This is a genomic window from Leifsonia shinshuensis (assembly GCF_031456835.1).
Lineage (GTDB): Bacteria > Actinomycetota > Actinomycetes > Actinomycetales > Microbacteriaceae > Leifsonia > Leifsonia shinshuensis_C.
The window spans coordinates 821,994-846,713 of sequence record NZ_JAVDVK010000001.1; the positions used below are offsets into that span (position 1 = coordinate 821,994).

Consider the following 24,720-nt stretch of genomic DNA (forward strand, 5'->3'; position numbering starts at 1 on the left):
CGGATGAGCGCGCTTTTGTTGCGTCCGTGTAAAGATCACGGCCGGATCCGCCTCCGGATGCGGGGTCCACGAGCATTCCGTGCTAGGAAAGTTCTCACGCGAAACGGCGATCACGCACGCCCGCAACGACGCCGCCGCGCATCCCACACCAGGAAGAGGTATTCGGATATGACATCCGCACACAACGGCGGACGGCGGTTGCTCGCCGTATCCGCCGCGTTCGCGGCCGCGGCACTGGTGCTCGCCGGCTGCTCGGGGAGCAACAACGGCTCCGGGGGCGGTGGCGCCCTCACCGTCGGCACGACCGACAAGATCACCTCGATCGACCCGGCCGGTTCGTACGACAACGGCTCCTTCGCCGTGATGAACCAGGTCTACCCGTTCCTCCTGAACACCCCGTACGGCAGCCCCGACGTCAAGCCGGACATCGCCGAGAGCGCGGACTTCACCTCCCCGACCGAGTACACGGTCAAGCTGAAGCCGGGTCTCAAGTTCGCGAACGGCCACGACCTCACCTCGTCGGATGTGAAGTTCACCTTCGACCGTCAGATCAAGATCAACGACCCGAACGGTCCCGCGTCGCTGCTCGCGAACCTGGACAGCGTGTCGACGCCGGACAAGACCACCGTCGTCTTCAAGCTGAAGGTCCCCAACGACCAGACCTTCCCGCAGGTGCTCTCCAGCCCCGCCGGTCCGATCGTGGACGAGCAGGTCTTCTCGGCCGACAAGGTCACGCCGGACAACACGATCGTCAAGGGTCACCCGTTCGCCGGCCAGTACGACATCAGCAGCTACGACTTCAACAACCTGATCGCCTACAAGGCCTTCGACGGCTACAAGGGCCTGCTCGGCAAGCCCGCGACGGCCAAGGTGAACGTGAAGTACTACGCCGAGTCGTCGAACCTGAAGCTCGACATCCAGAAGAACGCCATCGACGTCGCCTACCGCAGCCTCTCGGCGACCGACATCGCAAGCCTCGAGAACAACAACAAGGTGAAGGTCGTCAAGGGCCCGGGTGGCGAGATCCGCTACATCGTGTTCAACTTCAACACCCAGCCCTTCGGCGCCACCACCTCGGACGCCGACGCCAAGAAGGCCCTCGCGGTGCGCCAGGCGGCCGCCGACCTCGTCGACCGCTCGGCGATCGCCGACCAGGTCTACAAGGGCACCTACACGCCGCTCTACTCGTTCGTCCCGGACGGGCTGACCGGCGCTACCACGGTGCTGAAGGACCTCTACGGCGACGGCAAGGGCGGCCCCAGCCTCGACAAGGCCAAGCAGGCCCTCGAGGCGGCCGGCGTCTCCACCCCGGTCTCGCTGAACCTCCAGTACAACCCGGACCACTACGGCCCGTCCTCGGGTGACGAGTACGCGCTGGTCAAGGAGCAGCTGGAGAACGGCGGCCTGTTCAAGGTCAACCTGCAGTCGACCGAGTGGGTGCAGTACTCCAAGGACCGCACGAACGACGTCTACCCGGCCTACCAGCTGGGCTGGTTCCCGGACTACTCCGACGCCGACAACTACCTGTCGCCGTTCTTCATCAAGGACAACTTCCTTGCGAACCACTACGACAACGCCGAGGTCCAGGGCCTCATCGCGAAGCAGGCGGGCACGACCGACAAGGCCGAGCGCACCAAGCTGATCGAGGAGATCCAGGCCAAGGTCGGCGCCGACCTCAGCACCCTGCCCCTGCTGCAGGGCTCGCAGGTCGCCGTCGTCGGCAAGGACGTGAAGGGCGCCGACAAGACGCTCGACCCGTCGTTCAAGTTCCGCTACGCGGCGCTCTCGAAGTAAGAAGGCCCGGAGCCACCAGCTCTGAGCCGACCGGGGGGTGGCTCGCTCACGCAGCGAGCCACCCCCTTCCACGAACCACCACGATTGGCTTCCATGACAGCGACTGTCAGCACCGCGGGCGCGGGAACGGCCCCCGGTCCCGAACGGACGAAGGCGAAGCGGCGATCGGGAGGCGGCCTCGGCCGCTACATCCTGGTCCGCGCCGTCCTCATCATCCCCACCATCTTCATCCTGGTCACCGTCGTCTTCTTCCTGATGCGGTCGACCGGAGACCCGATCACGGCGGCGCTCGGCGGCAAGCTCCCGCCCGCGCAGCTCGCCCAGCGCGTGCACGAGGCCGGCTACGACCGGCCGATCATCGTGCAGTACTTCGAGTACCTCGGCCAGCTGCTGCGCGGCGACTTCGGCACCACGTTCACCGACAACCAGCCGGTGACCCAGGTGCTCCTGACTTACGGCGCGGCGACTCTGGAGCTCGCGTTCTACGCGCTCATTGTCGCGTTCATCGTCGGAATCCCGCTGGGTCTCGTCGCCGCGTACTTCCGCGACAAGGCGCAGGATGCGAGCCTCCGCGTCTTCGCGATCCTCTGCTACGCCACGCCCGTCTTCTTCGTCGGCCTGGTGCTCAAGCTCGTCTTCTCGATCTGGCTGGGCTGGCTCCCCGTCTCGGGCCGCGCATCCACCGGCTCGGAGCTGGAGATGCAGACGCTGGAGAACAAGACCGGCATCTACCTGATCGACGCCTTCCAGACCGGTGACCCGGCGGTGGTCGGCGACGTGCTGCTGCACGCGATCCTGCCCGCGGTCGCCCTGGGCCTGCTCACGGCCGGCATCTTCCTGCGCCTGGTGCGCACCAACGTGATCGGGACGCTGTCGACCGACTACGTGGATGCGGCTCGCTCGCGCGGTGTGACGGAGTCGCGGCTGCTCCGCAAGCACGCCTACCGTCCCGCCCTCATCCCGATCATCACGGTCATCGGACTGCAGATCGCGCTGCTGCTCGGCGGCGCGGTGCTCACCGAGACCACGTTCGAGTGGAAGGGCCTCGGCTTCCAGCTGGTGCACTACCTGCAGGCGCGCGACTTCGTCGCCGTGCAGGGCATGGTCGTGCTGCTCGCGGTGATCGTCACCCTCACCAACTTCGTGGTCGACGTCATCGCGGCCCTCATCGACCCGAGAGTGAGGTACTGACATGTCGACGGCATCACTCACCACCCGCAAGCGTCCGCTCTGGGACCGCCTGCCCGTCGTCCACCAGCTCCGGCAGAGCGTCGGCCTGCAGCGCGGGATGCTCGTCGTGGGCCTCGTGCTCACGGCCGTCTTCATCCTGCTCTCGATCTTCGCGCCGCTGGTCGCCCCGTACGGCTTCGCGCAGTCGAAGGCCGACGGCAAGTCGTTCGGCGCCCAGCAGCCGCCGAGCGCCGCGCACATCTGGGGCACCACCTCCGGCGGGTACGACGTGTTCTCCCGCGTGATCTGGGGAACGCAGACCGCCATCCTGGTGATCATCGTCGCGGTCATCCTGTCGATCTTCCTCGGCGTGTTCCTCGGGCTCATCTCCGGCTACTTCGGCGGCTGGCTCGACCGCGTGCTCGTCGTCATCTGCGACGCGATCTACGCGTTCCCGTCGCTGCTGCTTGCCATCGTCATGGCCATCGCGATCAGCGGCGGCCAGTCGAGCCTCTGGGGCGGAATCCTCGCCGCGGCGATCTCGATCACCGTGGTCTACATCCCGCAGTACTTCCGGGTGATCCGGTCCGAGGTCGTCCGCATCAAGGCGGAGGCGTACGTCGAGGCCGCGAAGGTGGTCGGCGCCAGCAACACCCGGATCATGGCGCGTCACGTGCTGCGCAACTCCACCCGGACGCTGCCGCTGATCTTCACGCTGAACTCGTCCGAGGCGATCCTCACCCTCGCGGGCCTGGGCTTCCTCGGCTTCGGCATCGAGCCGACCGCGGCGGCCGAGTGGGGCTACGACCTCAACAAGGCCGTCGACGACGTGACCAGCGGCATCTGGTGGACGGCGATTTACCCGGGCCTCGCGATCGTTCTCGTGGTGCTCGGCATCACGCTGGTCGGCGAGAGCCTGAACGACCTGGCGGACCCACGTCTGCGCGGGCGCCGCCGCGCCGCCGCCGCCTCCGGGGAGGTCGCCGAGACCTCGGTGGTCCCGGGCGGAACCCTCACCGCCGGCCCCGGCGGGGTGGACGGTCTCGAGGGCGGGGAGTCCTTCGACGAGCACGGAATCGAGGTGCGTCCATGAGCGACGTCGTCCGGATCGACGACCTGTCGGTCTCCTTCTCCACCGACGCCGGCGCCGTCAAGGCGGTCGACGGCGTCAGCCTGACCGTCGGGCCGGGCGAGGTGCTCGCGATCGTCGGCGAGTCCGGCTCGGGCAAGACCGTCACCGCGAAGACCATCCTGGGACTGCTTCCCGAGACCGCGACGGCCTCGGGCGCCGTGGTCCTGCGGAGCCGCGACGGGAAGACGGAGGCGGACATCGTCACTATCGACAAGCACCGCCTGCGCGAGGTGCGCGGCACGGATGTCGCGATGGTCTTCCAGGAGCCGTCCACGGCCCTCAACCCGGTCTACCCGGTGGGCTGGCAGATCGCCGAGGGGCTGCGCGCCCACGGCAAGCTGTCGAAGAAGGAGGCCCAGGCCACCGCGATCGAGATCCTCGGCCGTGTGGGCATCCCGGAGCCGGAGAAGCGGGTCAAGTACTACCCGCACCAGTTCTCGGGAGGCCAGAAGCAGCGCATCGTCATCGCGATGGCACTCGTTCTGAACCCGGGCCTGATCGTCGCCGACGAGCCGACCACGGCACTCGATGTGACGGTGCAGGCCGAGATCCTCGACCTGCTGCGCCGGTGCCGCGACGAGTTCGGCGCGGCCATCGTGCTGATCACCCACAACATGGGCGTCGTCGCGGACCTCGCCGACCGGGTCGCGGTCATGTACCAGGGCAAGCTGGTCGAGGAGGCCGACGTCCGCACGCTGTTCGCGTCGCCGCAGGCCGACTACACGAAGAAGCTGCTCGCCGCGGTGCCGAAGATCGGCCAGGGCCTGGCCGCGACGCAGGACCGCGCGATCGCGCGGGCCGAGCGCCCGCAGCAGGCGCCGGTGGTGCAGGCGCGCGATCTGAGCATCCAGTACCCGGGCCGGCTGGGCCGTCCCGGGTTCGTCGCGGTCGACGGCGTCTCGTTCGACATCCGGCCGGGTGAGGTGCTCGGCCTGGTGGGCGAGTCCGGGTCGGGCAAGACGACGATCGGGCGCGCCATCGCGGGGCTGAACAAGGTCACCGGCGGCTCGCTGCAGGTGCTGGGCCTGGAGATGAACGGCGTGCGCGAGCGGCAGTTCCGCAAGGTGCGCAGCGACATCGGCTTCGTGTTCCAGGACCCGGCGTCGAGCTTCAACCCGCTGCTCACCATCGCGGAGTGCGTCGCCGAGCCGCTCGTGGTGCACGGTCGCGCATCCAACGCCCTCGAGGCGCGCCGCCGTGTCGACGAGCTGCTGGAGGCCGTGCAGCTTCCCAAGGCGTACGGGGACCGGTTCCCGCACGAGCTGTCGGGCGGCCAGCGCCAGCGCGCCAGCCTGGCGCGGGCGCTCGCGCTCGAGCCGACCCTGCTGATCGCCGACGAGCCGACCTCCGCCCTGGACGTTTCGGTTCAGGCCCGCGTGCTGGAGCTGTTCGCCGACCTGCAGAAGGAGTTCGGGTTCGCGTCGCTGTTCATCAGCCACGACCTCGCCGTGGTCGACCTCCTGGCCGACCGGATCGCGGTGCTGCACCGCGGCAAGCTGGTCGAGGAGGGGACCGGCGCCGAAGTGCTCGGCAACCCGCGCGAGGCGTACACGCAGCGCCTGCTCGCCTCCCTGCCTGTGCCCGATCCGATCGAACAGGCCGACCGGCGGGAGGAGCTGCACCGGTTGCAGACGCAGAGCGCCTAGGGTCGAGGGTGTGAGTTCCGAGCCCGCCATCGCCGTCAGCGACCTGTCCGTCGAGTACCCCGCGCGGGGCCCGAGCGCCTCCTGCGTCGCCCTGCGCGGGGTCAGCTTCCGTCTGGAGCAGGGCCAGGTGCTGGGCGTCCTCGGTGAGACGGGTTCGGGCAAGAGTACGCTCGCCCAGGTGCTCGCCGGGCGGGTGCTGCCGCCTCGTGCGTCGGAGCCCGGGCCGCGGATCAGCGGCGGCGAGGCGTCGGTGCTCGGGCACCGGCTGCGCAAAGCGAAGAAGCGCGACCTGGCCGAGGTGACGTTCCACGTCGGATACCTGCCGCAGGAGGCCGCTGCCACGCTGGAGCCCTCGCTGAGCGTGCAGGACAACGTCGCCCTCCCGATCTTCGAGCGCGACGAGCACTACCCGCGCCGGGCCGCGGGGGAGCGCGCGGCGACGATGCTCGACACCGTGCACCTGCCCCTGAGCGTGCTGAACAAGTACCCGTACGAGCTGAGCTCGGGGCAGCGTCAGCGTGTGGCCCTCGCGCGGGCGCTCGTGCTCGGGCCCAGCATCCTGGTCGCCGACGAGCCGACCGCCGGGATCGACGCGACCGTGCGCGACGCGGTGATCGACCTGCTGAGCCAGTTGCGCGAGCACAAGGACTTCACGGCGGTCGTCGTCAGCCACGACCTCGCCGTGCTGCGCCGTGCGACGGATGTGTCGCTCGTGCTCCAGGCCGGCCGGCCGGTCGGCTACGGGCCCATCGAGGACGTGCTCGCCGACCCGGCGCACCCCTTCGTCGCCGGCCTCGCCCGCGCGCTCAAGCCGCCCCAGCGACGCACCGAGCGACGACCGCAGCGTGCCGCGGCACGCCCGAGACCCAAGGAGAACGGATGAACGGCGAAGGACGGCACCGCGCGGTGCTCGCGGACGAGGTCACCGCACTGCCCGAGGACCAGCGCCCGGAGCCGGGTCCGATCGCCGTGCTGCCGAACCCCGAGCAGCAGTTCGTCGACGCCGTCGAAGCGGCCGGCGGCACGGTGGAACCTCTGTCGGAACGCACCCGCGGCGTGGTGTGGCTGTCGAACAAGGACGCCGCGGCGTTCCCCGCGGTGCTGGAGGAGCATCCCGGCATCGGCTGGGTGCAGCTGCCCTTCGCCGGTGTGGATGCGTTCAGCCGCATCATCGCCGAGGAGGACCGGCCCGGGCTCGTCTGGACCAGCGCCAAGGGCGCATACGCCCAGCCGGTCGCCGAGCACGCGCTCGTGCTCAGCCTCGCGCTGCTGCGGGTGCTGCCGAAGCGCGTCCGTGCCCGGTCGTGGGCCACGGAGCCCGAGGGGCGCTCGCTCTACGGCCTCGACGTCGTCATCGTGGGCGCGGGCGGCATCGCGCTGGAGCTGATGCGGCTGCTGGAGCCGTTCGGCGTCAGGGTGACGATCGTCCGCCGGTCGGAGTCGCCGGTCGCCGGCGCCGTCCGCACGGTGACCGCGGACCACCTCGACGAGGTGCTGCCGTCTGCCGATCTCGTGGTGATCGCCGCCGCGCTCACCGACGGGACGCGGCACCTGTTCGGGCCCGCGGAGTTCGCGGCGATGAAGGACACGGCGTACCTGGTCAACATCGCGCGCGGGGGACTGGTCGACACGGATGCGCTGCTCGACGCCCTCCGCAGCGGCGCGATCGCGGGCGCGGGGCTCGACGTCACCGATCCCGAACCCCTGCCGGACGGCCATCCGCTCTGGGACGAGCCGAACGTCATCATCACCCCGCACCAGGCCGACACCCCCGAGATGACGGCGCCGCTGCTGGCGGAGCGCATCCGGCTGAACGTCCGTGCGTTCCTCGACGACGGCCGTTTCGTGGGCGTCGTGGACCCTCGGGCCGGCTACTGACCTCGACGCACCCGGGATGCCGGGCCGATTTCCGGAGCGGCGGCGAATCTTGCTAGAGTAGCTTCGCTGATCAAGCATTCCTCGATAGCTCAATTGGCAGAGCAGCCGGCTGTTAACCGGCAGGTTCTTGGTTCGAGTCCAAGTCGGGGAGCGATCGAAACCCCCGGTCTTCTGCGGAAGACTGGGGGTTTTCTCGTTGCCCGGCGACCGTCGGCGGCTACTGCCAGCCCGGCTGCACCAGGCCGGTTTCGTAGGCCAGCACGACCAGGTGCACGCGGTCGCGCGCATCCAGCTTCGTCATGATCCGCGACACGTGGGTCTTCGCGGTCAGCGGGCTCAGGTAGAGCCGCTCGCCGATCTCCGTGTTGGTCAGTCCGTGCGCGACGAGCGCCAGCACCTCGCGCTCGCGCTCGGTCAGCTGCTCGAGCCGCGCAGAGTCGGGGGCGGGACGCAGGCCGCCCGATACGCGCTCGATCAGCCGCCGGGTCACGCCGGGCGACAGCAGGGCGTCGCCGGCCGCGACCACGCGCACCGCGCGGATGAGTTCGACGGGCTCCGTGTCCTTGACGAGGAAGCCGCTCGCGCCCGCGACGATCGCCTGCGCGACGTACTCGTCGAGCTCGAAGGTGGTCACGATCACGATCCGGGTGCCGGCGAGAGCCGCGTCGCCGACGATCTCGCCGGTCGCCCACAGGCCGTCGCCGTCCGGCATCCGGATGTCCATCAGCACCACGTCGGGGTGCTCGCGGCGGACGAGCTCCACCGCGTCGTGGCCGGTCGACGCCTCGCCGACGACGTCCATGTCGTCCTCCGCCTCGAGGAGCGCACGGAAGCCGGCCCGGACCAGGTGCTGGTCATCGGCCAGCGCGACGCGGATCACGAGAGGCCGCCCGGATGCGACGGCGAGGACGGACGGGACGACGCGGCGGGTACAGCGGCGGGGAGGCGCGCCTCCAGCAGCAGACCGCCCTCGGCCGGGGTGCGGGCGTCGAAGGTGCCGCCGAGCAGCTCGGCGCGCTCGCGCATCCCGAGCATCCCGCGCCCGGTGCTGCCCGTGTCGGCGTCCGCGACATCGCCGGGCAGGCCGCGCCCGTCATCCTGCACGCTCAGCACGTACCAGCCGGGTTCCTCCGTGAGCAGGATGGTCGCACGGCTGGCCTGCGCGTGGCGGCCGATGTTCGTGAGGGCCTCCTGCACGATTCGGTACAGGGCGAGCTGGGTCGCGGCGGACGGGGTGGAGTGCAGGTCGGGCCGGTAGTCGACCGTCAGCCCCGCCTTCCGGTACGTCTCAACGAGCACGGGCACGCGGGCGAGGTCGGGTTCGGGGGAGCGGGCGGCGTACCCGTCGGGGCCGCGGAGGAAGCCGAGCACCCCGCGCACCTCCTCGAGCGCCTGGCTGCTGGTGGTCTTGATGGCCTCCAGGCTCTCGCGCGCCTTCTCCGGCCGGGAGTCGAACAGGTGGAGGCCGACCCCCGCCTGCACGCTGATCTGCGACAGCGAGTGGGCGAGCACGTCGTGCAGCTCGCGGGCGATCCGGAGCCGCTCGGCTTCCGCCGCCGCCTCGCGGCGCGCCGCGACGGAGCGGGCCACCTCCCGGTACCGCTCCCGCCGGTTGCGGACCGCTTCGCCCACGCCGACCAGGAGGCACAGCAGCAGAGCGACGATCAGTGGCCGGATCATGGCCGCCGGCTGCCCGCGGAGTAGATAGGCGGCCGCCGGACCCGCGACCGCGAAGCCGGCGAGCGTCCACCAGGCCCAGACCCGGGCGCCGCGCACGACCGCACCGACGACGGCGAACGCCAGCGGCACCGCCGAGAACGGCGGGCCCGTCGTCACCGCGATCGCCGGCGCGCACAGGGCCGCCACCAGCACGACCGTGAGACCGGGATGGCTGCGCCCGGCGAGGAGCAGGAAGGAGGCGGCGAAGGCGAGCAGCGTGAAACCGAGGGCGACGGGATCCGTCGCCGCGTCCCGGGCCGCGAGGACGACCCCCGGCAGCTGGATGAGGACGGCGACGATGACGGCGAACCAGCGCGCACCCCGGGGCCGGCCGCGGTCGGTCCAGGGTGGCCGTCCCCAGCCGCCGGTCGGCGCGCTCACCGAGGCATCCGAACCTCCGGAGCGCGCGTCCGCGCCTCGATCGGCGGGCGCATTCCAGGGCATCTCCTCATGCTAGCCACGCGCTCCTGTGCGGACGTCGGCCGATCGGTGTCTCGCGGGTACTCCCGGGGGAGTACCCGGGCGCCTCACGGGTTGTTCTGCGCGTTGAAGCCGCCGTCGTCCGGATGGCGATCGAACAGGTGCCCGAAGGTCGGGCCGCCGAACGACGTCAGGCCAGCCTCCCGTTCGAGCGATTCGCGGTTCTCCGCGTCGTCGTTCTCGTACGCCGCGACCTCGTCGTCCGGTTCCTCGGTGCTGTGGTCGTCGTGCCGTGCCTCGTCCTGGTCCATGCGCGCATCGTACGTCGGTGCGGCGGAGCTCCGACAGGGGGCATCCTCCCGTGCCGCGGCGACGCTCCGCGTGCTCCCGGGGGAGTAGGCAGCGTCGCACCCGCCGGCGGATTCGCCGGAGCGCGCCGCGGACGAGGCTGACAGTGCTGTCCGCGAGAGTCGCGGACCCTCATCGATTGGACACATCATGCTCAGCACACTGGCCACCGCCGTCGCCGCCGCTCCGTGCGTCGTCGCCTACGGCCCGCCGTTCGTCGGCTGGTGGTGGATCTTCATCCCGATCTTCTGGATCCTCGTTTTCGTCCTCATCTTCGGATTCGCCGGTCGCCGGTGGCGCCGTGCGGCCGCGATGCGCGGCGGCTACGACGGCTGGGGCCCGCGCGGCGCCACCCGCTCCGCCGAGCAGACGCTCGCCCAGCGCTACGCCAACGGGGACATCGACGAGCAGGAGTACCGGGCCCGCCTGGAGGTGCTGCGCGCCAACCGCGACAGCGCCTGAGGATCCCCGCTCCGCGCGGCCCGGTAGGATCGACCGGGCCGCGCAGCGCGCGGCGGAGAGGAGGAGCGATGGACGCCGTCGCCCTGGTGGCCGCCGTCGTGGCCGCCGTCGCCGCCATCCTCTTCCTCGTTCTGTGGCTCACGGAGCGCGCCCGCCGCATCCGGCTGCGCGACACCCGTCAGGAGTCGGAGTGGGACCGCATCGACCGCGAACTCGACCTCGCCGAGCAGGCGGGACGGTTCCGCATCGTCGGCGACCTCGGCGACGTGGCCATCCAGTCCGTCTCGCGGCTGGTGTCCCAGGCGGAGGGTGTCCGCTATTCGGCCGATGCCGACCCCGCGGCGGCCGTCCGCTCCGTCGGGGCGCTCGAGAGCGCCGCCCGCGAGGCGCTCGGCGACCTCCGCCGGCTCCAGGCGGTCGCCCGTGAGGCGCAGGATGCGGCGCTGCCGCAGCCCAGCCTCCACTCGGCGCGCGACCTGTTCCGCGTGCTCCGCGACGCCGGGCTCGCGGTCACGTTCCACGAGAACGGGGAGCGTTTCGAGCTGCGCCAGGGGGCGGAGCTCGCGGTGTTCCGCATCCTGCAGACCAGCCTCGAGAACGCGCTGAAGCACGGCGGACCCGGCACGAACGCGTCCGTCGCCTTCTCGTGGACCGCGGAGGGCCTCCAGGTCAGTGTTGAGGACGACGGCATCCGCGCCGCCGCCCGCCGGCTGGGGCTGGACCGCGACGGCGTGGACCAGGCGACCGCGTACACGATCCGCGACGACGTGGAGGCGCTGACCGAGCACTACGAGGGCGCGGGCATCATCGAGATGCGCGAGCGGGCGGCGCTCTTCGGCGGGACGCTCACCGCGCAGACCATCCCGGGCGTCGGCTTCACCCTGTCGGTGGTGTTTCCGGCTCTCCGCCACCACAACGGCGTGCACGGGGTCGACCTCCGGCGCTGACGCTGCGCGCGCTGGTGCCGCCCTCTGCCGCTGCCCGCGGCGGGCGGGGTCAGTCCTCCAGGTGGTCGCGCCCCGGCAGCCAGCTGAGCCCCGGCACGCCCCAGCTGTTCTTGCGCTGCGTCTTGAGCGCGGCCTTGCCGTAGGGATGCGTCAGCCGGTCGACGTAGAGGATGCCGTCGAGGTGGTCGTACTCGTGCTGGAAGATGCGGGCCAGCCAGCCCTCGGCGCGCACCTCGTACGCGGCGCCGTCGAGGTCGGTGGCCTGCAGGATGGCGCTCTGCGACCGGCGCAGCGGGAACCGCTCGCCGGGGAACGACAGGCACCCCTCGGACTCCGAGTCCTCGTCCGGCTCGCCGACGGCCGCCGGGCTGAGCCAGAGCGTCGGGTTGATCGCGACACCGCGGTGCTGCACGTCGTCGTCGTCCGTCCAGCCGTAGACGAAGAGGCGGAGGGGCACACCGACCTGGGGCGCCGCGAGGCCGACGCCCGGGGCCTCATCCATGGTCTCGAACATGTCGGCCACCAGCGAGCGGATCTCGTCGTCGATCTCCGCGACCGGGCGGGCGGGGGAGTGCAGGACGGGGTCACCGGTGATCCGGATGGGGAGGACGGCCATTCAGCAAGACTATCCGGATCATTCCCGGTAGGGTCGTGGGGTGGGTACGGAACTGATGGACGCTTTCGACCTGTCCTATCAGCCCAGCCAGCTCCTGGGCATCCCGGTCGCGCTCGTCGGTGCCGTGTTCCTGTCCGTCGGCGCTCAGCTCCAGCACCACGGTGTCGCGAAGGTCGAGGCCACCGCGGGGCGCGCAGAGAGCGGGCTGAACGCGCGCCAGCTGGGCCTCCTGCTCGCGCGGCCGTCATGGGTCATCGGGACCCTGCTGCTCGGTCTCTCCATCGTCTTCCAGCTGGTCAGCCTCAAGCTGTCGCCGATCATCCTGGTGCAGCCGCTCGGCGTCGTCGGACTGGTCATCACCAGCATCCTGAACGCCCGGGTGAGCGGTGTGAAGCTCAACCACCAGTCGGTGATCGCCGTCACCCTGTGCGTGAGCGGTGTCGGCGCGTTCGTGCTGCTGGCCGCCGTCTTCGCGCGCGACCTGCCGGTGACCAGCCGGGCGCTGGTCGTCATCCTGATCATCCTGGCAGTCGTGCTCATCGCGTTCGGCGTGCTGTTCGCATTCTTGCGGCACCGCTTCAAGGCGATCATCTACATCGTCGGCGCCGGCGTGCTGTACGGCTTCGTGGCGACGCTCGCCAAGGTGGCCATCGACCGCATCTCCAACCAGGAGTGGGACTGGCTGCTCGTCGCCTGCATCGTCGCCCTCCTCCTCGCCGCCGTGCTCGGCGCCTACTTCGTGCAGAACGCCTACTCGTCCGGCCCGCCGGACCTCGTCATCGCCGGTCTCACGGTGATCGACCCGATGGTCGCCGTCACGATCGGCATCGTCGTCCTGAACGAGGCGGCCGGTGCGCCGTGGTGGGCGATGGTTGGGTTCGCCCTGACCGGCGCGGTCGCCGTGCTCGGCGTGTTCCGGCTCGCGAAGTACCACCCGCAGAGCGCCTCGGACGCGCCGGTGGCCGACCGCATTACGGACGTGGCGAGCCAAAGCGGCTTAGACTAAGCGCTTGAACCGACCGGGCGAACACGAGCCCGGGCCGCGAACGCCGTCGCCGGATTCGCCATCCGAAGCCCACGACCGTAGGGAACGAACCACGTGCCTGATACGAGCGGACCGCATCCCACCCCGCCCGCCCCGGCAGTCAAGAAGCCGTTGACCATCGTCATGGGGTGCGACACCTTCGCACCCGACGTCAACGGCGCCGCCCGTTTCGCCGAGCGCCTCGCCGCCGGCCTCGTCGAGCGCGGCCACGACGTGCACATCGTGGCCCCCGCGGCCAGCCGCACCCACGGCACGTGGATCGAGGAGCACGAGGGTCAGAAGATGACCGCCCACCGGCTCCGCAGCTGGCGCTGGTACCCGCACGACTGGCTGCGCTTCGCCCTGCCCTGGATGAGCAAGGCGAACGCGCGTCGGGTGCTGGATGCGGTGAAGCCGGACGTCGTGCACTTCCAGTCGCACATCGTGGTCGGCCGCGGTCTCGCGGCGGAGGCCGAGAAGCGCGGCATCCGCATCGTCGCCACCAACCACGTGATGGCCGACAACATCGTCGAGTTCACGCTGCTGCCGAAGTTCCTGCGCAAGACCTTCGTCAAGCTCGCCTGGGCCGACGCCCGGAAGAGCTTCGACCGCGCCGAGTCGGTCACGACGCCGACGCGGAAGGCGGCCGAGTTCCTGGAGGCGTCGACCGGCCTGCGCGGCGTCCACGCGGTCTCCTGCGGCATCGACGCCCACAACTACACGCCCGACTTCTCCCCGCGCACGGCCAACCGCATCCTGTTCGTCGGCCGCGTGACCGGCGAGAAGCACATCGACGTCCTCCTGAACGCGGTCAAGCTGCTGCCCGAGAGCCTGGATGCGCGGCTGCAGATCGTGGGCGGCGGCGACCAGCTGAAGAACCTGCAGACGATGTCGGAGACGCTCGGCATCTCCGACCGCGTCGAGTTCCTCGGCTACGTCAGCGACGAGGAGCTGCGCCAGGCGTACACGCGGGCCACGGTCTTCGCGATGCCGTCGATCGCCGAGCTGCAGTCGATCGCGACGATGGAGGCCATGGCCTCCGCCCTCCCCGTGGTGGCCGCCGACGCCATGGCGCTTCCCCACCTGGTGCACGACGGAGAGAACGGGCACCTGTTCCGCCCGGGCGACGCGCAGGACCTGGCCGACAAGCTGGAGAGCGTCCTCACGCTGCCCCAGGAGGAGCTCGACCGCCTCAAGCACGCGTCGCTGCGCATCGTCGCGGCGCACGACATCCAGACCACGATCAGCACCTTCGAAAGCCTGTATCGTGGTGAGCCGGTGGCCGACCCGGAGACGGAAGCGGCCTCCAGCGTGTCCGCCCCGGAGTGACCGGGGCCGTCGCGCGACCGGGGCGGTAGCTCAGCTGGTCAGAGCAGGGAACTCATAATTCCTCGGTCACGGGTTCAAGTCCCGTCCGCCCTACGCACGCGTGCCGCCGAGGCGGCTGCTGGTAGAGTCCCTCGGGTGAATCAGTCCCGCCGGGCCCTGGCGGGCGGCATCCTCCTGGTCGGAGCCGCGACCATGCTGGCCAATGCGGCCTCCTATCTCCTTTCGATGTTCGCCGCCCGCTGGATGAGCGTGCCCGAATACGGCGCCCTCGGCGCGATGCTCAGCGTGTCGATCATCGGCGGGACGGCCGCGCTCGGCGTGCAGGCGGTCGCCGCCCGGCGCGTGGCTGCGGCCGGGGCCGGCGGCGCGGAGGAGCGTGCGGCCGTCGTGTCGCTCGGGCTGCGGCTGACCGCGCTGATCGCCGTCGCCGGACTGGCCGTCGCGTGGCCGCTGGCCGCGCTGTTGACGGTGCCGCCGGCCGCCGTGATCCTCACGCTGCTGGCGACAGCCGCCTCCATCCCGGGATTCGGCGCGCTCGGCCTCGTGCAGGGCGACGAGCGCCACCGCCACTACGGCTACGCCTATGCGGCCATCGGCGTTCTGCGGGCGGCGGGCGGGATCGTCGCGCTCGCGATCGCGCCGGACGTCACGTCCGCGTGCGCGGGCATCCTGATGGGCAGCCTGGCCGGGACGGTCGCGGCGGTCTGGTTCGCCGGGCCGGTCCGTCCGCAGCGCCGGCTCACGCCGCAACTGGTGCGCGAGCTGACCGCGACCACCGGCACGCTGGTCGCGCTGTACGCCCTGTCGAACACCGACCTGTTGCTCGCGCGGATCTTCCTCGACGGTCACGGGTCGGGGGAGTACGCGCTCGGCGCGCTGGTCGCGAAGATCGCCTTCTTCCTGCCGTACGCGGTCATAACGGTGTTCTTCCCGAAGATGACGGCCGGGACGATGCGGCATGCCTTCGCCGTCGCGGTGGGAATGTCGGCGGCGATCGGCGTGGTCGCGACCGCGGGCACCGCGGTGCTCGCCGTGCCGATCGTGTGGATCATCGGCGGCGACAAGTACGCCGACTTCGCCTCCCTCGCCTGGCTGTTCGCCCTCGAGGGCAGCCTGTTCGCGATCGTCCAGGTGATCCTGTACGCCGGGTTCTCGTCGCGGGCGCGTGCGCTCGGCATCCTGACCGCGATCGGGCTGGTCTGCCAGATCGTCGTGGTCTCCCTCTGGTCCCACCAGTCGGTGACCTCGATCGTCCTGACCAGCTCCGGCATCGCCGCCGTGCTGGTCGTCGTCGGCATCGCCGTCGAGCTGCGCCGAGGCCGCGCGAAGGGACGTCCGGTGATCGCGGAGGCCCTGGCCTCGACACCGGAGTGATCCTCGCTCGCTGGTAGACTCCCCGGAGCGTTCGACAGACGCCCAAGACAGCGCAGCGGCCCCTCCAGCGGGCACCACGATCAGCCGAGGAATCTGCTCCACACATGTCCCGAACCCCAGACGGCACGTCCATCAACCGGCTGTGGCCCCGCTCTACGAGCATCTTCCTCATCCTCGTCGGCGTCGTGCTGAGCGTCGTCTCGTTCATCGTCGTCATCAACATGCCCGCGCTCGGCTGGCACTCCGCGCGCGACCACGAACTGCGCGCGACCTACGACGCCTTCCGTGAGACCGGCACGCTGCTCATCAAGGCCGTCAACTCGGGCTCCAACTACACCCAGGTCGCGTCGCCGGGTCCCTGGGTCTCCGCCGCATGGGACGACGACCCCGGCGCGTACATCGTGGCCAGCCTGATGAGCCTGGTGACGCACTCCGGGTCCCCGTACCCAGGGCTCGGGATCGCCGAGGCGCTCCTGGTGGCGCTGCCGCTCCTCTGGCTGCCGACGGCGGTCGCCCGCATCTTCAAGCGCGCGCGGGCCGGCTACGCGGTGGTGCTGCTTCCGCCGCTCATGTGGCTGCTCAACAACGGGACGATCCTCGCGGGAACCGAGTACGGCCTCTCCGACTCGGTCAGCACGACGCGTGTCTACGCGCTCTACGGCATCGCCGCATCCATCGCGTTCGTCTCGCTCTCGCTCCTCGTGCTGTTCTGCACCTTCCGGCTGCGGACGAGCCTGCTGATCGCGGTCAGCTTCGGCTTCGTCGTGCTCGCCACCATCGGCAACCTGTCGCGGTCGCTGTCCGGGATGGGCATCGCGGCCGCCGTCGGCGTGCTCTGGTGGCTCCACACCCGCAAGAAGTGGCGCTGGGTCGCCGGCATCGTCGCCGCGCTGACCGCGATCGCCCTGACGATCGGGCTGCAGAGCGCGACCATGACCGGCCTCAACGCCGCGCGTGCGCAGGCCACCGGGCAGTCGATGGACAATCTGCCGAACGCCCACGGCACCTGGCACCCGCTCTACCTCGGGCTCTCGTACCCGCAGCCCATCACCGGGCAGCCCTCGCCGCTCGGCATCGTCTGGTCGGACCAGTTCGGCTGGGACAAGGCGAAGGCGATCGACCCGGATGTCGTGATCGCGAGCGAGAAGTACGACCTGATCCTCAAGGACCTCTACCTCGACGAGGTGAAGGCGCACCCGCTGACCGTCGCGAAGCTGTACCTCCAGAAGTTCCTCTACGTCGTCAAGCACTTCGGCGCCATGCTGGTCTTCATCCTGGTCGGGCTGGTGCTCGCCCTGATGAGGAGGGCTCCGCAACGACGGCCGCTCGGCGCGGCCATCACGGTGACGATCCCGACCATCCTGATCGGGCTCATCCCGCCGGTGCTGGTGATGCCGCTGCTGTACTACTACTCGGAGCTCACCGCCGCCCTCAGCGTGCTCGTCGCCATCGCCCTCGGCGGACTCGTGTGGTCGCTGACCTCGATGCCGTCGCACGTGCGCGCGTCTGAGCGCAACCGGCTGAGCTCGCGCGCGCTGCCCACGGCGCCGCTCCCGGAGTCGACGGTGCGCCTCAGCGTCGTCGTCCCGACCCGCAACGGCTCGGGCGTGCTCGGCGCGACGCTCGCCACGCTCGGCGAGCAGCTCACGGCGGAGGACGAGATCATCGTCGTCGAGAACGGTTCCACCGACGGCACCTGGGACCTGCTGCAGCAGGAGCAGGCCGCCTGGTCGGGAGCGCCGTCTCTGGTGCTCCGGCAGTCGCCGCCCGGGCTCGGGGAGGCTCTGCGCACCGGAGCCCTGGCGAGCCGCGGCCGCCGGGTGCTCCTGACGGCCGACGACCTGCCGTTCGGGATGTCGGACTATGAGCAGTTCCTCCGGCTGCCGGACGACGTGATGGTGGCGATCGGGTCCAAGGCGCACCCGGAGTCTCAGGTCCGCCGGTCGTGGCGGCGGTCGGTCCAGTCGAAGATCTTCCGCTTCCTCCGCGAGGCGCTGCTGCAGTCGCGCGTCGGCGACAGCCAGGGCACGATCTGGGCGGACGGCGAATGGTGCCGCTCCCTCGCCGTGGTCTCGCGCGAGTCCGGGCTCATGTGGACCACCGAGCTGGTGCTCGCCGCGGAGCAGCAGGGACTGCGCGTGGTGGAGGTGCCGGTCGTGCTGGCCGAGGGCCACGAGTCGGGCTCGAGCCGCTTCCGCTTCGGCGACGCCTGGCGCTCGGTCGTCGGCTTCACCCGCCTCGCCGTGTACAAAGACGACTACTCGGACGAGAACTGGGTCGTGCCGCTCGCGCCGCGCACGCTCACGACGGCGGATCGTTCAATCCCCTAGCTATTCCGCGCGTCCGGAGTACCGTGACGCGTCATGAACACAACTGGATGGATCATCCTGATCGTCGTCGTGGTGGTCGTGATCGTGGTGATCGCCATCATCGCCGCCACCGTCGGCCGCAACCGCAAGCGCGAGGCGGACCGCCGTCGCGCCGAGGAGATGCGGCAGAACGCCGCGCAGGCGCAGCTCGATGCGCAGGAGCGCGAGGCGAAGGCCGCCCGTGCCGCCGCCGATGCCAAGCAGGCCGAGGTTGACGCGGAGCGCCTGCGCCGTGAGGCGCAGGAGCGCGAGTCCGCCGCAGCCGACGCGCGCGCCCAGTCGGATGAGCAGCTGCGGAAGGCCGACCACGTCGACCCCGACGTGCGCACCGACCGCCACGGCAACCGCGTCGACGACGGCTCGCGTGCCGCCGACGACCGCGCCGCGGCAGGCGCAGCGCCCGCCGGGACCGCACCCGCCGGCACCGCCCCGGCGAACACCGCGCCCGACGCCGCTCCCGCCGCTCCGGTCGACGACTCCGCCGCGCGCGGGCCGCGCCACGAGGCGCCCCGCTTCGACGACGGCAGCAGCACGACCGGCCGCTGATCCCGTAGCATCGGTCCGTCGAACGCACGGACGGAGGACGCGATGCCCCCCTTCGTCGTGGTGCCCTACGACACCGCAGACCCGTCCATCGTCGCGGCGCTCTCGCCCGGCGACCGCGCCCGCCTCGCCGCATTGAGCGACGACGCGGGCGCGGAACGGCGTCTGCTCGCGGGCCGGTCGGCCCTGCTGCTGGCCGCCGCCCGGCTGGGCGAGCGCGACATCCTGATCGACGCCACCTGCCCGGACTGCGGCCGCTCGCACGGTCGGCCCACGGCATCCGGTGCCGAGGCGCCGCTCTATCTCTCGCTCGCGCACGCCGCCGGCGCGGCCTTCGCCGTGGCGTCCCGCACCCCGGTGGGCATCGACGCGGAGCCCGTAATGACCCCGCCGGCACGGCTCGCCGCCATCGACGCCCTCGCGCCCGGCCGGTCGCATCCGCTTCGCCGCTGGACGGCCGCCGAGGCGGTGCTGAAGGCCGACGGCCGGGGCCTTCGCGTCGCACCCGGCGAGGTGCGGCTCGGATTCCGCCGCGCACGGCTCGATGACCGGCGATATCGCGTGCGCACCACGCACGCCGCGGGGTGCGTCGTCACCGTCGCCGAGCTGCTGCCTCCGGCGGACGGGCGTGGCGCGGCGGGCACGCCGGGCCGCCCCGCCACCCTCTACCCGGAGAGCGACGGCAGCCGCGTCTGACGCAGCCACTCGTCGAAGAACGTCCCCAGCGGCTCCTCGGCGACGCGCTCGGCCAGCGCCTCGAAGTCGGCGCTCGTGACCGTCCCGAAGCGGTGGATTCGCGTCCACTCGCGCAGCAGGCCGAAGAAGCGCTCGTCGCCGATGCGGTTCCGCAGCGCGTGCAGCAGGCAGGCTCCGCGCTTGTAGACCCGGTCGTCGAACATCGCGTCCGGTCCCGGGTCGCCGAGCAGCAGGTCCCTGGGCGCGATCCGCAACCGGGCGTGGTGGGCGCGGGCGTGCGTCGCCGCAGAGAGCCCGCCGGACGCCTCCGACCACAGCCACTCGGCGTAGCAGGCGAACCCCTCGTTGAGCCAGATGTCGTGCCAGGATGCGAGGCCCACGCTGTTCCCGAACCACTGGTGCGCGAGCTCGTGCGCGATCAGCCGCTCCGACCCTCCGCGCCCGTCGGCGTGCGTCGACCCGAAGGTCGCCATCGCCTGCGATTCGAGGGGGATCTCCAGCGGGTCCTCGGTGACCACGATCGTGTACGACGGAAACGGATAGGGCCCGAAGAGCTCCTGGAAGCTCTCGAGCATCCGCCCCACCGGCTCGAAGTCGTGCAGCACCCGCCGGGCGAGCGCGGGCGGGTAGGCGACAGCCCATTCGACACCGGCCGTGTGCCTCCGCTCGAGGGTGTACCGGCCGATCTGCACGGCCGCGAGGTAGGTCGCGGTCGGCTCCTCGCGTTCGAAGACCCAGGTGCCGCGTCCGCCGCCGACGCTGTGGCTGGTCGGCTCCCCGGTGGCGACGACGGTGTATGCCTGCTCGGTGGTGACGCGGATGCGGTAGGCGGCCTTGTCGGACGGCCGGTCGTTGCAGGGGAACCACGTTGGCGCGCCGGACGGCTGCGCCGCCACGATTGCGCCGTCGGTGAGCTCCTCCCAGCCCAGGGAGCCCCAGCGCGTGCGCCGCGGAGCGGGGGAGCCGTCATAGGCCACCTCGACCGTGAACTCGGCGCCAGCCGGGATGGGCGATCCCGGGAGGACGCGCAGATGCGTGGCGTTCTGCGAGAACCGGACGCGCTTCTGGCCGTCCAGCCGCACGCGCTTCGCCTTCAGGTGCACGAGGTCGAGCACGACGGCGCGCAGCTCGACGGTGGCGCGCCCACGGATGACCGCGGTGGCGTCCAGCCGGTTGGTCGCGACCCGGTAGTTCAGGTCGAGGTCGTAGCTCAGCACCGAGTAGTCGTGGGTGCCCGACCGGGGCAGGTAGCTGTGCGGTGGGGCGTCCGTCATCCGCCGACCCGCGCCCGGTACTCGCGCACCACGACCTCGCGCCACGGGCCGATCGGGTTGCCGCTCCAGCGGCTGCCCGCGGGGACCGTCTCGCCGCGCATGACGAGCGACGCCGGTCCGACGGTCGCCTCCGGTCCGATGTCGGCGGCCGGCAGGATGACGCTGTGCGGGCCGAGCGTGCCGCCGCGTTCGATGGTGACCTGGTCCATGCTCATGATTCGATCATGGAACAGGTGCGTCTGCACGACGCAGCCCCGATTCACGGTGGATGCGTCCCCGAGCGTGACCAGATCCGCCTCCGGCAGCCAATAGCTGTCGATCCAGACGCCGGTGCCGATGCGGGCGCCGAGGCTGCGCAGCCACCAGACCAGTGCGGGCGTTCCCGCCGCCGCCCAGGCGAACCAGGGCGCCGCCACCATCTCGGTGAACGTGTCGGAGACCTCGCTGCGCCAGATGAACGACGACCAGAGCGGATGCTCGCCGGGCTTGAGCCGGCCGAGCAGCGCCCACTTCGCGGCGGTGCTCACGCCCGCCGCGACCGCGCCCGCGAGCAGGAGCACCGGTCCGCTCAGGACCACCGCCCAGACGGTTCCCCACGCCGTGTCGATCGCCCCGAGCCCGATCACGACGCCCAGCCCGATCGCGCACGTGACGAAGACGGGGACGATGCGCAGCAGCTCCCACGCGGTGCGCGCGACGCGCAGGGCCGTCGGGGGCTCGAACGTGCGGCTGAGGTCCGCATCCTGGGCCTGACGGCGGAGCCGCACCGGCGGGGAGCCGAGCCACGACGACCCGGCCTTGGCCTTGCGCGGGGCGAACGACAGAACGGCCACGAGGCCGTCGCGCGGCACGCGGTTGCCGGCTCCGGCCATCCCGGAGTTGCCGAGGAAGGCGCGCGCTCCGATGTCCACCGCGGCGATGCGCACGTACCCGCCGCCGAGCTCGTACGACGCGACAAGCGTGTCGTCCGCGAGGAACGCGCCGTCGCGGATGCGGGTCATCCGGGGGAGGAGGAGCACCGTCGACGCCTCGACGTCCTTGCCGACGCGCGCTCCGAGCATCCGCAGCCAGACGGGGGTGAAGAGGCTGGAGTAGAGCGGGAAGAGGACGGTGCGCGCGAGGTCGAGCAACCGCTCGGTCGACCACGCCTGCCAGCCGACGCGGCTGCGCACCGGGTAGACGCCCTCGCGCATCCCGATGCCCAGCAGGCGCACGAACAGCACCACGCTGACGGCGAGCACCAGCCCGGCCGCCAGGGTGCCCGGGACGAGGCCGGCGGCAGCCCGGGCGGCGACGTCGCCCCACGATGCGGCGCCGCGGACGAACGCGGCGACGACCGCCGCGCCGGCCGCGAGCGAGACGACGGGGACCAGCGAGACGACCAGGGACGCGAGCGCGTACGCGGCCACCCAGCGGGTCCGCCGCGGCGGACGCTCGGCCGGCCACCAGTCGTGCGCACGGCCGACGCGCACGGCGGGTGAGCCCGACCAGTTCTGGCCGGCGGGCACGCGGCCGAACACCGCCGAGCCGGGGGCGACCGTCGCGTTCCGGCCGATCTTGGTGCCGGGCATCAGCGAGCTGCGCGCGCCGACCGCGCTGCCCGCGCCGATCCGGATCTCCCCAATGCGGACGACGTCCCCGTCGATCCAGTACCCGGCGAGGTCCACCTCGGGTTCGATGGAGGCGCCGGCGCCGATGCGCAGCATCCCCGTGACCGGCGGCAGTGTGTGGAGGTCGACGCCGCGGTCGATCGTCGCACCCAGCGCTCGTGCGTAGTAGAGGATCCACGGCGCACCGGCGAGGCTGGCGGCGCCGATCTGGTGCGCCACCTGCTCGGCGAGCCACAGCCGGAGGTGCACGCCGCCCCCGCGCGGATGGTCGCCGGCCTTGACCCCGGCGAGCAGCAGCCGGGCGGCGACGACGGCGATCGCCATGCGGCCCCACGGAGTGACGAACACGATGAGCCCCACGATCAGCCAGACCGGGTCGACGACCGGCAGGACGTCGAAGCCGCCGAGCGGGCGCAGCAGGAGGGCCGCCGTCAGCAGGTAGAGGAGCCAGCGGATGCCGCCCAGGATGAACAGCGGCACCCCGAGCACGGTCTGCAGTGCGCGCATCCGGAGCGGGGTGGGCGGCACCACGTGGGTGGAGGCGGCGGACGCCGAGGGCGAGCTCTCGGCCAGCGCCTGCACCATCGCCCCGAAGCGCGGGGTCGCGTAGATGTCGGCGACCGTGATGTCGGGATGCCGCCGGCGGATCAGCGACACCAGCTGCGCCGCCGCCAGCGACCCGCCGCCCAGGTCGAAGAAGTTGTCGTCAGGACCCGAGACGGGCAGGCCGAGGACGCTCCGCCAGTCGTCGGCGAGCGCCCGCGCGATCGGGTCGTCGGTTACGGCACCGTCACCGCCGTCCGCATCCTCGAGCGGCCATGGGAGGGCGGCCTTGTCCACCTTGCCGGAGGTGCGGACGGGCAGGTCGTCCACCACCGCGAGAAGCGGCACCAGAGCGGCAGGCAGGGTCTCGCGCAGGTGCGCCAGCGCGGCGCGGCGGTCGAACGCGCCGGCGTCCGGCACGGCCAGGTAGCCGACCAGCACGTCGTTGCCCGCCGAGGAGCGCCGGACGGCCGCCGCGGCGCCCGAGACGCCCGGCAGCTGCTGGAGCGCCGCCTCCACTTCGCCGAGCTCGATGCGGCGGCCGCCGAGCTTGACCTGGTCGTCGGCGCGGCCCAGATAGAACAGGCCATCAGGGTCGAAGCGCACCTGGTCGCCGCTGCGGTAGGCCCGCTCCCAGCCGAGGGACGGCATCGGGGCGTACTTCTCGGCGTCCTTCGCAGGGTCGAGGTAGCGGGCCAGGCCGACGCCGCCGATGACGAGCTCGCCGCTGTCGCCGTCCGCGACCGGCGCGCCCTGCGCATCCACCACCGCCAGGTCCCAGCCGTCGAGCGGCAGGCCGATCCGCACCGGCTCGCCCGCTATGAGGGGAGCGGCGCAGGCCACCACCGTGGCCTCGGTCGGTCCGTAAGTGTTCCAGACCTCGCGGCCCGGCACGGCGAGCCGGCTCACCAGCTCCGGCGGGCACGCCTCGCCGCCGAAGATCAGCAGCCGGACGTTGTCGAGCGCATCCACCGGCCACAGCGCCGCGAGCGTCGGAACGGTCGACACGACGGTGATCCGCCGGGCCGAGAGCCACGGGCCGAGATCCATGCCGGTGCGCACCAGCGACCGCGGGGCCGGCACGAGGCACGCGCCGTGGCCCCAGGCCAGCCACATCTCCTCGCACGACGCGTCGAACGCCACGGAGAGGCCGGCGAGCACGCGGTCCTGCGGGCCGATCGGCTCCTCCTGTAGGAACAGCCGCGCCTCGGCATCCACGAACGCCGCCGCCGACCGGTGCCGGACGGCGACGCCCTTCGGCGTGCCGGTCGAGCCCGAGGTGAAGATGATCCACGCGTCGTCCTCCGGCGTCGGCGGTTCGACGACCGGAACGGCGGCGGTGCTCGGATGCGGCGCGGCGGCGGCGAACACCGGCTGCGGCCGCGCCTCTCCGTGCACCTGGAGTCCGGCATCCGTCAGCACGGCACGCACCGCCGCTTCACCGAAGACCAGCTCGGCGCGCTCCTCGGGGTCGTCCACATCCACCGGCACGTAGGCCGCGCCGGCGGCGAGGACGCTCAGGATGGCGAGGTACAGCTCCCGGGTGCCCGAGCTCATCCGCACGCCGACGCGGTCGCCGCGGCTCACCCCGCTCTCGTGCAGGCGGGCGGCCCCGGCCCAGACCCGGGCCAGCAGCTCCCGGTAACTCAAGGCGCCCGCGGCATCCTCCAGCGCGGAGGCGTCCGGGTAGCGCCGGGCGGTGTCGGTGAGGATGTCGATCAGCGTCCGCGGGGGAGGTGCGGCATCCCCGCGCAGCAGCAGCCCGGTAGAAGGACCCGCGGCGCGGACGGGCCCGATCGGGTCGTCCTCGAGCGGAAGGTCGGCTG

General features: G+C 71.6%; 20 protein-coding genes and 2 tRNA genes. 16 read left to right on the top strand and 6 right to left on the bottom strand.

What is annotated here, in order from left to right; genetic code table 11:
• Nucleotides 1–168: 168 nt before the first annotated feature.
• The 7 genes from J2W45_RS04015 (at nt 169) to J2W45_RS04045 (ending at nt 7,771) form a co-directional block, all read left to right on the top strand.
• Nucleotides 169–1,794, top strand: coding sequence for an ABC transporter substrate-binding protein (locus J2W45_RS04015; protein ID WP_310129201.1), 1,626 nt, complete (start codon nt 169–171; stop codon nt 1,792–1,794).
• A gap of 93 nt (nt 1,795–1,887) precedes the next feature.
• Nucleotides 1,888–2,985: an ABC transporter permease gene (locus J2W45_RS04020; RefSeq protein WP_310129202.1), complete on the top strand. Its 1,098-nt coding sequence runs from the start codon at nt 1,888–1,890 to the stop codon at nt 2,983–2,985.
• Nucleotide 2,986: 1 nt separating this feature from the next.
• Nucleotides 2,987–4,057 carry an ABC transporter permease gene (locus tag J2W45_RS04025; protein WP_310129204.1) on the top strand — a complete coding sequence of 357 codons (1,071 nt, stop codon included), beginning with the start codon at nt 2,987–2,989 and terminating at the stop codon, nt 4,055–4,057.
• Nucleotides 4,054–5,742 (top strand): ABC transporter ATP-binding protein, encoded by a 1,689-nt coding sequence (locus J2W45_RS04030; RefSeq protein ID WP_310129206.1) that lies wholly within the window; start codon nt 4,054–4,056, stop codon nt 5,740–5,742. Before J2W45_RS04025 ends, J2W45_RS04030 begins: the two co-directional genes overlap by 4 nt.
• A gap of 10 nt (nt 5,743–5,752) precedes the next feature.
• Entirely contained in the window at nt 5,753–6,625 is an 873-nt protein-coding gene (locus J2W45_RS04035) for an ATP-binding cassette domain-containing protein (protein ID WP_310129208.1), read from the top strand.
• On the top strand, nt 6,622–7,620 hold the full coding sequence (locus J2W45_RS04040; RefSeq protein ID WP_310129210.1) for a D-isomer specific 2-hydroxyacid dehydrogenase family protein: 999 nt from the start codon (nt 6,622–6,624) through the stop codon (nt 7,618–7,620). The genes J2W45_RS04035 and J2W45_RS04040 overlap by 4 nt, the downstream gene beginning before the upstream one ends.
• 78 nt (nt 7,621–7,698) lie before the next feature.
• Nucleotides 7,699–7,771: transfer RNA gene (locus J2W45_RS04045), tRNA-Asn, on the top strand.
• Between the two features lie 66 nt (nt 7,772–7,837).
• Here the strand turns inward: J2W45_RS04045 and J2W45_RS04050 are convergent.
• From J2W45_RS04050 to J2W45_RS04060, 3 genes are all read right to left on the bottom strand, one after another.
• Nucleotides 7,838–8,500 carry a response regulator transcription factor gene (locus tag J2W45_RS04050; RefSeq protein ID WP_310129211.1) on the bottom strand — a complete coding sequence of 221 codons (663 nt, stop codon included), beginning with the start codon at nt 8,498–8,500 and terminating at the stop codon, nt 7,838–7,840.
• Nucleotides 8,497–9,720, bottom strand: a complete 1,224-nt coding sequence (locus J2W45_RS04055; protein ID WP_310129213.1) for a histidine kinase — start codon at nt 9,718–9,720, stop codon at nt 8,497–8,499. Before J2W45_RS04055 ends, J2W45_RS04050 begins: the two co-directional genes overlap by 4 nt.
• A 146-nt stretch (nt 9,721–9,866) precedes the next feature.
• The gene (locus J2W45_RS04060) at nt 9,867–10,070 is read right to left on the bottom strand and encodes a hypothetical protein (RefSeq protein ID WP_310129214.1); all 204 of its coding nucleotides are present in this window, start codon (nt 10,068–10,070) and stop codon (nt 9,867–9,869) included.
• A gap of 187 nt (nt 10,071–10,257) precedes the next feature.
• On the opposite strand from J2W45_RS04060, the gene J2W45_RS04065 reads away from it, so the two are divergent.
• Nucleotides 10,258–10,569 carry an SHOCT domain-containing protein gene (locus J2W45_RS04065; protein WP_310129217.1) on the top strand — a complete coding sequence of 104 codons (312 nt, stop codon included), beginning with the start codon at nt 10,258–10,260 and terminating at the stop codon, nt 10,567–10,569.
• Between the two features lie 68 nt (nt 10,570–10,637).
• Complete coding sequence (locus tag J2W45_RS04070) at nt 10,638–11,516, top strand: sensor histidine kinase (protein WP_310129218.1); 879 nt, start codon at nt 10,638–10,640, stop codon at nt 11,514–11,516.
• A gap of 49 nt (nt 11,517–11,565) precedes the next feature.
• Here J2W45_RS04070 and def read toward each other — a convergent pair whose 3' ends face one another.
• Complete coding sequence (gene def, locus J2W45_RS04075) at nt 11,566–12,132, bottom strand: peptide deformylase (RefSeq protein ID WP_310129220.1); 567 nt, start codon at nt 12,130–12,132, stop codon at nt 11,566–11,568.
• 40 nt (nt 12,133–12,172) lie between these two features.
• On the opposite strand from def, the gene J2W45_RS04080 reads away from it, so the two are divergent.
• From J2W45_RS04080 to J2W45_RS04110, 7 genes are all read left to right on the top strand, one after another.
• Nucleotides 12,173–13,138 carry a DMT family protein gene (locus J2W45_RS04080; protein ID WP_310129222.1) on the top strand — a complete coding sequence of 322 codons (966 nt, stop codon included), beginning with the start codon at nt 12,173–12,175 and terminating at the stop codon, nt 13,136–13,138.
• Between the two features lie 93 nt (nt 13,139–13,231).
• The gene (locus J2W45_RS04085; protein ID WP_310129224.1) at nt 13,232–14,485 is read left to right on the top strand and encodes a glycosyltransferase; all 1,254 of its coding nucleotides are present in this window, start codon (nt 13,232–13,234) and stop codon (nt 14,483–14,485) included.
• A gap of 19 nt (nt 14,486–14,504) precedes the next feature.
• Nucleotides 14,505–14,578: transfer RNA gene (locus tag J2W45_RS04090), tRNA-Ile, on the top strand.
• Between the two features lie 42 nt (nt 14,579–14,620).
• Entirely contained in the window at nt 14,621–15,859 is a 1,239-nt protein-coding gene (locus J2W45_RS04095) for an MATE family efflux transporter (RefSeq protein WP_310129226.1), read from the top strand.
• Between the two features lie 104 nt (nt 15,860–15,963).
• Nucleotides 15,964–18,189 carry a glycosyltransferase gene (locus J2W45_RS04100; protein ID WP_310129228.1) on the top strand — a complete coding sequence of 742 codons (2,226 nt, stop codon included), beginning with the start codon at nt 15,964–15,966 and terminating at the stop codon, nt 18,187–18,189.
• A 33-nt stretch (nt 18,190–18,222) separates the two neighbouring features.
• On the top strand, nt 18,223–18,774 hold the full coding sequence (locus tag J2W45_RS04105; protein WP_310129230.1) for a hypothetical protein: 552 nt from the start codon (nt 18,223–18,225) through the stop codon (nt 18,772–18,774).
• Nucleotides 18,775–18,816: 42 nt separating this feature from the next.
• On the top strand, nt 18,817–19,467 hold the full coding sequence (locus tag J2W45_RS04110; protein ID WP_310129232.1) for a 4'-phosphopantetheinyl transferase family protein: 651 nt from the start codon (nt 18,817–18,819) through the stop codon (nt 19,465–19,467).
• On the opposite strand, the gene J2W45_RS04115 is transcribed toward J2W45_RS04110, so the two are convergent.
• Both J2W45_RS04115 and J2W45_RS04120 read right to left on the bottom strand, forming a co-directional pair.
• Complete coding sequence (locus tag J2W45_RS04115) at nt 19,437–20,741, bottom strand: M1 family metallopeptidase (protein WP_310129234.1); 1,305 nt, start codon at nt 20,739–20,741, stop codon at nt 19,437–19,439. The two genes, J2W45_RS04110 and J2W45_RS04115, sit on opposite strands and share 31 nt — an antisense overlap.
• Nucleotides 20,738–24,691, bottom strand: coding sequence for a Pls/PosA family non-ribosomal peptide synthetase (locus tag J2W45_RS04120; RefSeq protein ID WP_310134905.1), 3,954 nt, complete (start codon nt 24,689–24,691; stop codon nt 20,738–20,740). The genes J2W45_RS04115 and J2W45_RS04120 overlap by 4 nt, the downstream gene beginning before the upstream one ends.
• Nucleotides 24,692–24,720 lie beyond the last annotated feature (29 nt).